Raw genomic sequence first — 6,646 nt, 5'->3', positions numbered from 1 at the left:
GCTGTTGAGTTCTCAAGGAACGGACACTTCCTTCGGACCGCCTTCCAGCGGGCCCTCCGGGCGCTTCGTTCTTTCGTGTTTCCAGCTTATCAGATCCTCGCGGCCGTTCTTACCGGCTTCGTTTCTCCGAATTCCCGCTGGCGGGATTTCCTTCGAACTTCGCTCCGAAGCTTATCAAAGCTTTCGGTGTGCTCAGTCCGCGGAATTTTGCTTCGTCGAAGGATGCGCATTCATAAAACGCGCTCACCTCGATTTGGCGGTGTCGTAGACACTAACGCCCGGGACTGACCGTTGTCCAGTCTGTCCCAACCGTTCAAACCTACTAGCCCACCCTCACCACGTCAATGGTTTGGCCGGGATGCGAGAAGAGTACCAGGTCAGAGGCATGTGGATCACCTCGCCTCAGGCCGCGACGGGCTGCAGATCCGCCCGATCGGCCGCGTCCAGATCACCGATTTCGCCGGCCTCGGCGGCCTTTCGGCCCCACACCAGCGCGTAGAGGAGGAATGCCGCCTCGGCCAGCACGCCGATCGAGATGCGTGCCCAGGTGGGCAGCCCGGAAGGGGTGACGAACGCTTCGAGCACACCGGAAACGGCCAGCACCGTCGCGAGGCCGATGGACATGCCGATGATGGAGCGGCCCTGTTCGGCCAGGGCCGTTCCACGGGTGCGCGGGCCGGGGTCGATGACCGTCCAGCCGAGGCGCAGACCGAGGCCGCCGGCCACGAACACCGCGGTCAGCTCCAGCAGGCCGTGCGGGATGAGCAGGCCGAGGAAGACGTCGAGTCGCCCGGCGGAGGCCATCAGCCCGACGCCGACACCGAGGTTGACCACGTTGGTCCACATCACCCAGAGCACCGGGAGACCCAGCGCGATCCCGAACAGCAGGCACTGCACGGCGATCCACGCGTTGTTCGTCCAGACCTGCGCGGCGAACGAACTCGCCGGGCGGTCCGAGTAGTACGACTCGTACTGCCCGCCCGGCCGGGTCATCTCCCGCAGGTGGTCGGGGGCGACCAGGCTGTTGCGGACCTCGGGGTGGGTGGCCATCCACCAGGCGAGCACCGCGGTGGCCAGCAGCGAGACGATCGCGACCGGCACCCACCAGCGGCGCGCGCGGTACAGCGCGGCCGGGAAGCTCACCGTGTAGTAACGGGCGACGTCGTGCCAGCCGCTGCTGCGCGATCCGGTCACCGCGCTGCGGGCCCGCGAGACCAGGCCGGTCAGCCGGCTGAGCAGGGCCGGGTCCGGTGCGGCGGCCTGGACCTTGGCCAGGTGGCCGGTGGCGCGCTGGTAGAGGGTGACCAGTTCGTCGGCCTCCTCCCCGCTGAGCCGGCGCCGTCGGGCGAGGGCGTCCAGCCGTGCCCACTCCCCCTGGTGGGTGGCGACGAAGACGTCCAGGTCCATTCGGCGGCTCCATGGTCGGCGGTGGGCGCGAGGGGCCCGGTCGCGGGCGGGTGGACGGGCGGGTACATACGGACACGCGCGGCCCAGCATGCCAGCAGCGGTGGGCACCCCGGCCGCCGGGATCTCACTTCCCGTGCGGCCGCCGGGCGCCGTATGTTTGCGGCTGCGGATCAGACTGCGGAGAGCAGGTCGTGGGGGCCGGTCCGGATGACGCCCCTCCCCTCGTCCGTGCCGCCCTCGGCGGCCTCCATGAGTGAGCTGTACGGCTCCACGAACGTGAACGGACAGGTGTCTTGAGCGACCTGGTGACGGGTGAGGCGGTCGTCCTCGACCTGCAGACGGCGAAGCTTCCCAGCCGGGCGCTGGCGATCACGCTGGACCTGCTCGTGGAGTTCGCCGCCCTGTTCCTGGTCTCGCTCACCCTGAGCGTCACCCTGATCGGACTGGACGGTGCGGCGCTGGCGGCCACCTTGATCGGGCTGCTGGTGTTCTTCCTGGTGGCCGTGCCGGTGATGGTCGAGACCTTCACCCACGGACGCTCGCTCGGCAAGGCCGCGCTCGGCCTGCGGGTGGTGCGCACCGACGGCGGCCCGGTGCGGTTCCGGCACTCGCTGGTGCGCGGGCTGGTCGGCTTCATGGAGCTGGTCGCGATGACCGGCGTGCCGGCGGTGATCACCTCGGCCGTGAACGTGGACGGCAAGCGGCTGGGCGACATCTTCGCCGGGACGGTGGTCGTCCGCGAGCGCGCCCCGGGCGGGGGGACGCCGCCGCTGCCGCCCGTGCACCCGCACCTGCTCCAGACGATGGGCCGGGAGCTGGTCGCGATGGACCTGTCCGCCGTGCCGGAGCCGCTCTGGCTGGCGATCCGCCAACTGCTCGGCCGCATAGGCCAGTTGGACCAGACGGTGGCACTCCAGATGTCCACCCGACTGGCCGGCGACCTGGCGGCCCGGACCGGTCACCCGGTGGCGCAGGGGCTGCACCCGGCGGCATACCTGGGCGCGGTGCTCACCGAGCGCCAGCGCCGGGAGTGGACGCGGGCCCAGGCACAGTGGCAGCGGACCGCGGCCCCTGCACCCGCACCCGCACCCACACCCGCGGCGCAGCCGACTCCCGCGCCCCAGCCTGCCGCCCCCTCCTTCGAGAAGCCCGCCCCGCCCACCGCCGACCAGCCGTCCCCGACACCGGCTCCGGCACCGTCCTCGACACCGGCCCCCGGCACCGGCTTCGCGCCGCCCGCCTAGGCTCACCGCACTGCTACGCGGGGCCTACTCCCCGAACTGCGCCGGCCAGGCGTTCGGCGGCGACGCCAGCTCCTCCAGTTCGATCCCGTCGGCCGCCAGCACCACGTCCCCCGCGAGGTGCACGACCTGCTGCTCGCCGGTCTCCAGGTCCGCGACCTGGTACCGCTCGACCAGCAGCGGCCCGGAGTCGGTCTGGTGCGTGTCGACCCCCTCCAGCAGCCACCCCTGGTCGAAGGTGCGCGGCGCCAGCACCGGTTCGGTGAACGCGACCAGCCGCACCCGCGCACTCGCCCCCTCCCGCAGCCGCAGCAGCCGGGCGGTGGCGACCAGGAAGGCCGGCGAGCCACCGGTGAACCCGTGCGCCCGGTCGTGCCCCTCCACACTGTGCTCGCCGCCCGGGTCCGCCGCGTCCGTCCGGACCCAGGCGACGCCGTCCACCGCGCCGCCGCGCACCTGCCAGCCGCCGGCCCGCAGCTCCATCCGCAGCGGGCGGGCCCGCGAGTCCAGGGTGAGGTCGACGCTGCCGATCACCCGCCCGTCCGGCGCGTAGGTCTTGGAGACGTACCGCCAGCCGGCCGCCCCGGGGGCGCAGCTGAAGCGCTCCTCCCCGAGCAGCACGCGGTCGTGCCCCAGAGGAGTCATGGCTGTATGGAGCGAGTACCGACCGTTGGGCATGTCCGAAAGCCTACGTGCGCACTTCGCATGCAACGTTCGGGGCGGGTGCCCGCATTAGGGGGGTGGACGGCGCGCACGAGCGCCGACGGTACGCGGGAGAAGGGGGGCGCAGATGGCGAAGCAGGCACGCGACGAGGAGTTCACGGAGTACGTGGCTTCCAGGAGCGGCTGGCTGCGCAAGGTCGCCTATCTGCTGTGCGGGGACTGGCACCGCGCGGACGACCTGGTCCAGGAGGCCATCACCAAGCTGTACGTGAACTGGTCGCGGGCGGGCCGCATGGAGAACCTGGACGGCTACGCGCGCAGGGTGCTGGTCAACACCTTCCTGGCCGAGCAGCGCACCTCCTGGTGGCGGCGGACCAGTCGGCCGGGCACCGACCTCGACACCGAGTCCGTACCCGTCGACCTCGACGCCTCGCTGGACCTGCGCCACGCCCTGGCGACGCTGTCGGCCCGCCAACGGGCCGCCGTGGTGCTCCGGTACTACTGCGACCTGACGATCGACCAGGCCGCCGACGCCATGGGCTGCTCGTCGGGCAACGTCAAGAGCCAGAGCTCCCGGGCCCTGGACACCCTCCGCGGCAGGCTCGCCGCCCGCCCCACCGTCGCAGAGAGGACGCCATGACCAGCAAGGATCACCACGACCTCACCGCCCGGCTGACGGCCCTCGCCGACGAGTCGGCGCCACCTGCGCGGTTCGACGCCGACCGTTCGATCGCCGAGGGCACCGCCCGGCTGCGCCGCCGCAGGCGCGCCGCGATCGGCACCGTCGCCGCCGTGACGGTGGCGGTGGTGGCGACCACCGCGCTGCTGGCCCCGGGAAGCAGCACCGTCACCCCGGCGCCGCCGGCGGGGCCCACCCCGACCCCCTCGACCTCCCCGATCCCGACGCCGACGCCGACGCCGACGCCGACGCCGACCCCGACCGTGAGCGGCATCGACCCGCTGTCCACCGAGGTCCACTTCGGCTGGCTCCCCGACTGGGTGGGCGGCGAGCAGCACATCGGCTACGAGACCGGCTACCACGGCATCTACGTCCAGGCCCGCGGCACGGGCGAGAACGCCGCCCGCATCATGCTCTCCCAGTACCCGGCGGGCTCCGAGCCCCCGATGACGGGGGCCGGCGTGAAACTCAGCAAGGTCGACGTCGAACCGGTCAACGGACGACCGGCCTACCGGGTGGTCGCCGACCAGCCCGAGCGCTACCAGCCGACGCTGCGCTGGCTGACCCCCGAAGGCCGCTGGGCCGAGGTCAGCGGGAACGGTCCAGCGCCCGGGGACGTCACCGACGAAATCCTCCACAAGGTCGCCGCCGACGTCCGGTTCGGCCACTGGGACGTGCCGCTGCCGGTGCGGTTCACTGGCCTGCCCGAGACGTTCAAGGCCACCGACGTCACGCTCTCGCGGCCGGACACGGACGGCGTCGGCGCCTGGAACCTGTGGCTGATGTTCCAGGTCGAGGGGAAGAACGTCTCGGTCGGCATGCGGCCGGTCGGGCCGCGCCCGGTCTACACCAGCACGGACGGCTCGCCCTACACCGACCCGCACCCGCCCCTGGAGTCCGTCCAGAACGGGGTGGAGATCTCCCTCAGCACCGGGGCCGGCGATCCGCCCTCCCTGGAGCAGCTCGGCGGCCTCCCCTGGATGCTCGCCCACACCAAGGCCCTCGGCCCGGACGCCGCCGACTGGACCACCGACGTCATCGTGCCCTGAACCGCCGACGGCCGACCGAACGCGCCGGTGGCCGGCACCCCTGCGCAGGGGTGCCGGCCACCGGCGTACGTCTCACCGCGTCAGTAGCGGTTCACCGCATCAGTAGCGGTACTGCTCCGCCTTGTACGGGCCCTCGACCGGGACGCCGATGTAGTCGGCCTGGTCCTGGCTCAGGGTGGTCAGCTTCACGCCGAGCGCGTCGAGGTGCAGCCGGGCGACCTTCTCGTCCAGGTGCTTGGGCAGCACGTAGACGCCGATCGGGTACTGCTCGGTCTTCGTGAACAGCTCGATCTGGGCGATCGTCTGGTTCGCGAAGGAGTTGGACATCACGAACGACGGGTGGCCGGTCGCGTTGCCCAGGTTCAGCAGGCGGCCCTCGGAGAGGACGATGATGGTCCGGCCGTCGGCCTTGCGCCACTCGTGGACCTGCGGCTTGACCTCGGTCTTCACCACGCCGGGCAGCTGCGCCAGGCCGGCCATGTCGATCTCGTTGTCGAAGTGGCCGATGTTGCCGACGATGGCCTGGTGCTTCATCCGGGCCATGTGGGCGGCCATGATGATGTCCTTGTTGCCCGTGGTGGTGATGAAGATGTCGGCCGTCTCGACGACGTCCTCCAGGGTGGCGACCTGGTAGCCGTCCATCGCCGCCTGGAGCGCGCAGATCGGGTCGATCTCGGTGACGATGACGCGGGCGCCCTGGCCGCGCAGCGACTCGGCGCAGCCCTTGCCGACGTCGCCGTAGCCGCAGACGACGGCGACCTTGCCGCCGATCAGGACGTCGGTGGCGCGGTTGATGCCGTCGATGAGCGAGTGGCGGCAGCCGTACTTGTTGTCGAACTTCGACTTGGTGACCGAGTCGTTGACGTTGATCGCCGGGAACAGCAGCTGGCCGTCACGGTGCATCTCGTACAGGCGGTGGACACCGGTGGTGGTCTCCTCGGTCACGCCCTTGATGGTGGCGGCGACCTCGGTCCACTTGTTCGGGGAGTCCTTGAGGGTGCGGTTGAGCAGCTCCAGGATGATCCGGAACTCGTCGTTGTCCGCGGTGGACGGGTCCGGCGCGGCACCGGCCTTCTCGAACTCGACGCCCTTGTGGATCAGCAGGGTGGCGTCGCCGCCGTCGTCCAGGATCATGTTCGGGGTCTTGCCGCCCGGCCAGGTCAGGGCCTGCTCGGTGCACCACCAGTACTCGTCCAGGGTCTCGCCCTTCCAGGCGAAGACCGGCACGCCCTGCGGGTTCTCCGGGGTGCCCTCCGGGCCGACCGCGATGGCGGCGGCCGCGTGGTCCTGGGTGGAGAAGATGTTGCAGGAGCACCAGCGGACCTCGGCGCCCAGGGCGGTCAGGGTCTCGATGAGGACGGCGGTCTGCACGGTCATGTGCAGCGAGCCGGTGATGCGGGCGCCGGTCAGCGGCTTCGACTCGGCGTACTCGGCGCGGATCGACATCAGGCCGGGCATCTCGTGCTCGGCCAGCTGGATCTCCTTGCGGCCGAACGGCGCCAGGGAAAGGTCGGCGACCTTGAAGTCACCGGTGGTGTCGGTCGACATGCGTCTGCTCCTCGCTGATGGGGTGGGCGTGGCCAAGGTCCTGTGTGTGCGGTCGCAGC

Annotated in this window: 6 protein-coding genes; 3 read left to right on the top strand and 3 right to left on the bottom strand. The window is 71.1% G+C overall.

The annotated features are described in order from the left end of the window. Window positions 1-402 precede the first annotated feature (402 nt). Entirely contained in the window at window positions 403-1,407 is a 1,005-nt protein-coding gene (locus ACFVTF_RS36665) for a stage II sporulation protein M (protein WP_371518608.1), read from the bottom strand. Between the two features lie 293 nt (window positions 1,408-1,700). Here ACFVTF_RS36665 and ACFVTF_RS36660 point away from each other — a divergent pair, with 293 nt between their 5' ends. Next, a complete protein-coding gene (locus ACFVTF_RS36660) occupies window positions 1,701-2,651 on the top strand; it encodes an RDD family protein (RefSeq protein ID WP_387818399.1) in 951 nt (316 codons plus the stop codon). A 24-nt stretch (window positions 2,652-2,675) separates the two neighbouring features. On the opposite strand, the gene ACFVTF_RS36655 is transcribed toward ACFVTF_RS36660, so the two are convergent. Further along, window positions 2,676-3,326 (bottom strand): hypothetical protein, encoded by a 651-nt coding sequence (locus tag ACFVTF_RS36655; RefSeq protein WP_350886472.1) that lies wholly within the window; start codon window positions 3,324-3,326, stop codon window positions 2,676-2,678. 112 nt (window positions 3,327-3,438) lie between these two features. Here ACFVTF_RS36655 and ACFVTF_RS36650 point away from each other — a divergent pair, with 112 nt between their 5' ends. Both ACFVTF_RS36650 and ACFVTF_RS36645 read left to right on the top strand, forming a co-directional pair. Then, window positions 3,439-3,951 (top strand): SigE family RNA polymerase sigma factor, encoded by a 513-nt coding sequence (locus ACFVTF_RS36650; RefSeq protein WP_387818397.1) that lies wholly within the window; start codon window positions 3,439-3,441, stop codon window positions 3,949-3,951. Further along, window positions 3,948-5,039 carry a hypothetical protein gene (locus tag ACFVTF_RS36645; protein ID WP_387818395.1) on the top strand — a complete coding sequence of 364 codons (1,092 nt, stop codon included), beginning with the start codon at window positions 3,948-3,950 and terminating at the stop codon, window positions 5,037-5,039. Before ACFVTF_RS36650 ends, ACFVTF_RS36645 begins: the two co-directional genes overlap by 4 nt. Before the next feature lie 99 nt (window positions 5,040-5,138). Here ACFVTF_RS36645 and ahcY read toward each other — a convergent pair whose 3' ends face one another. Next, window positions 5,139-6,587: an adenosylhomocysteinase gene (gene ahcY, locus ACFVTF_RS36640; RefSeq protein WP_371518603.1), complete on the bottom strand. Its 1,449-nt coding sequence runs from the start codon at window positions 6,585-6,587 to the stop codon at window positions 5,139-5,141. Between the last annotated feature and the right edge of the window lie 59 nt (window positions 6,588-6,646).

Origin of the sequence: Kitasatospora sp. NPDC057940 (assembly GCF_042887425.1) — a bacterium.
Classification (GTDB): domain Bacteria; phylum Actinomycetota; class Actinomycetes; order Streptomycetales; family Streptomycetaceae; genus Kitasatospora.
Note: the sequence above shows the minus strand (reverse complement) of the source record. Positions and strands in the feature narration are given on the sequence as shown.

Bases quoted from the DNA above. Each gene is read 5' to 3' on its own strand.
- ACFVTF_RS36655 (WP_350886472.1), bottom strand. From the start codon at position 3,326: ATGCCCAACGGTCGGTACTCGCTCCATACAGCCATGACTCCTCTGGGG.
- ACFVTF_RS36645 (WP_387818395.1), top strand. From the start codon at position 3,948: ATGACCAGCAAGGATCACCACGACCTCACCGCCCGGCTGACGGCCCTC.
- ACFVTF_RS36665 (WP_371518608.1), bottom strand. From the start codon at position 1,407: ATGGACCTGGACGTCTTCGTCGCCACCCACCAGGGGGAGTGGGCACGG.
- ahcY (WP_371518603.1), bottom strand. From the start codon at position 6,587: ATGTCGACCGACACCACCGGTGACTTCAAGGTCGCCGACCTTTCCCTG.
- ACFVTF_RS36650 (WP_387818397.1), top strand. From the start codon at position 3,439: ATGGCGAAGCAGGCACGCGACGAGGAGTTCACGGAGTACGTGGCTTCC.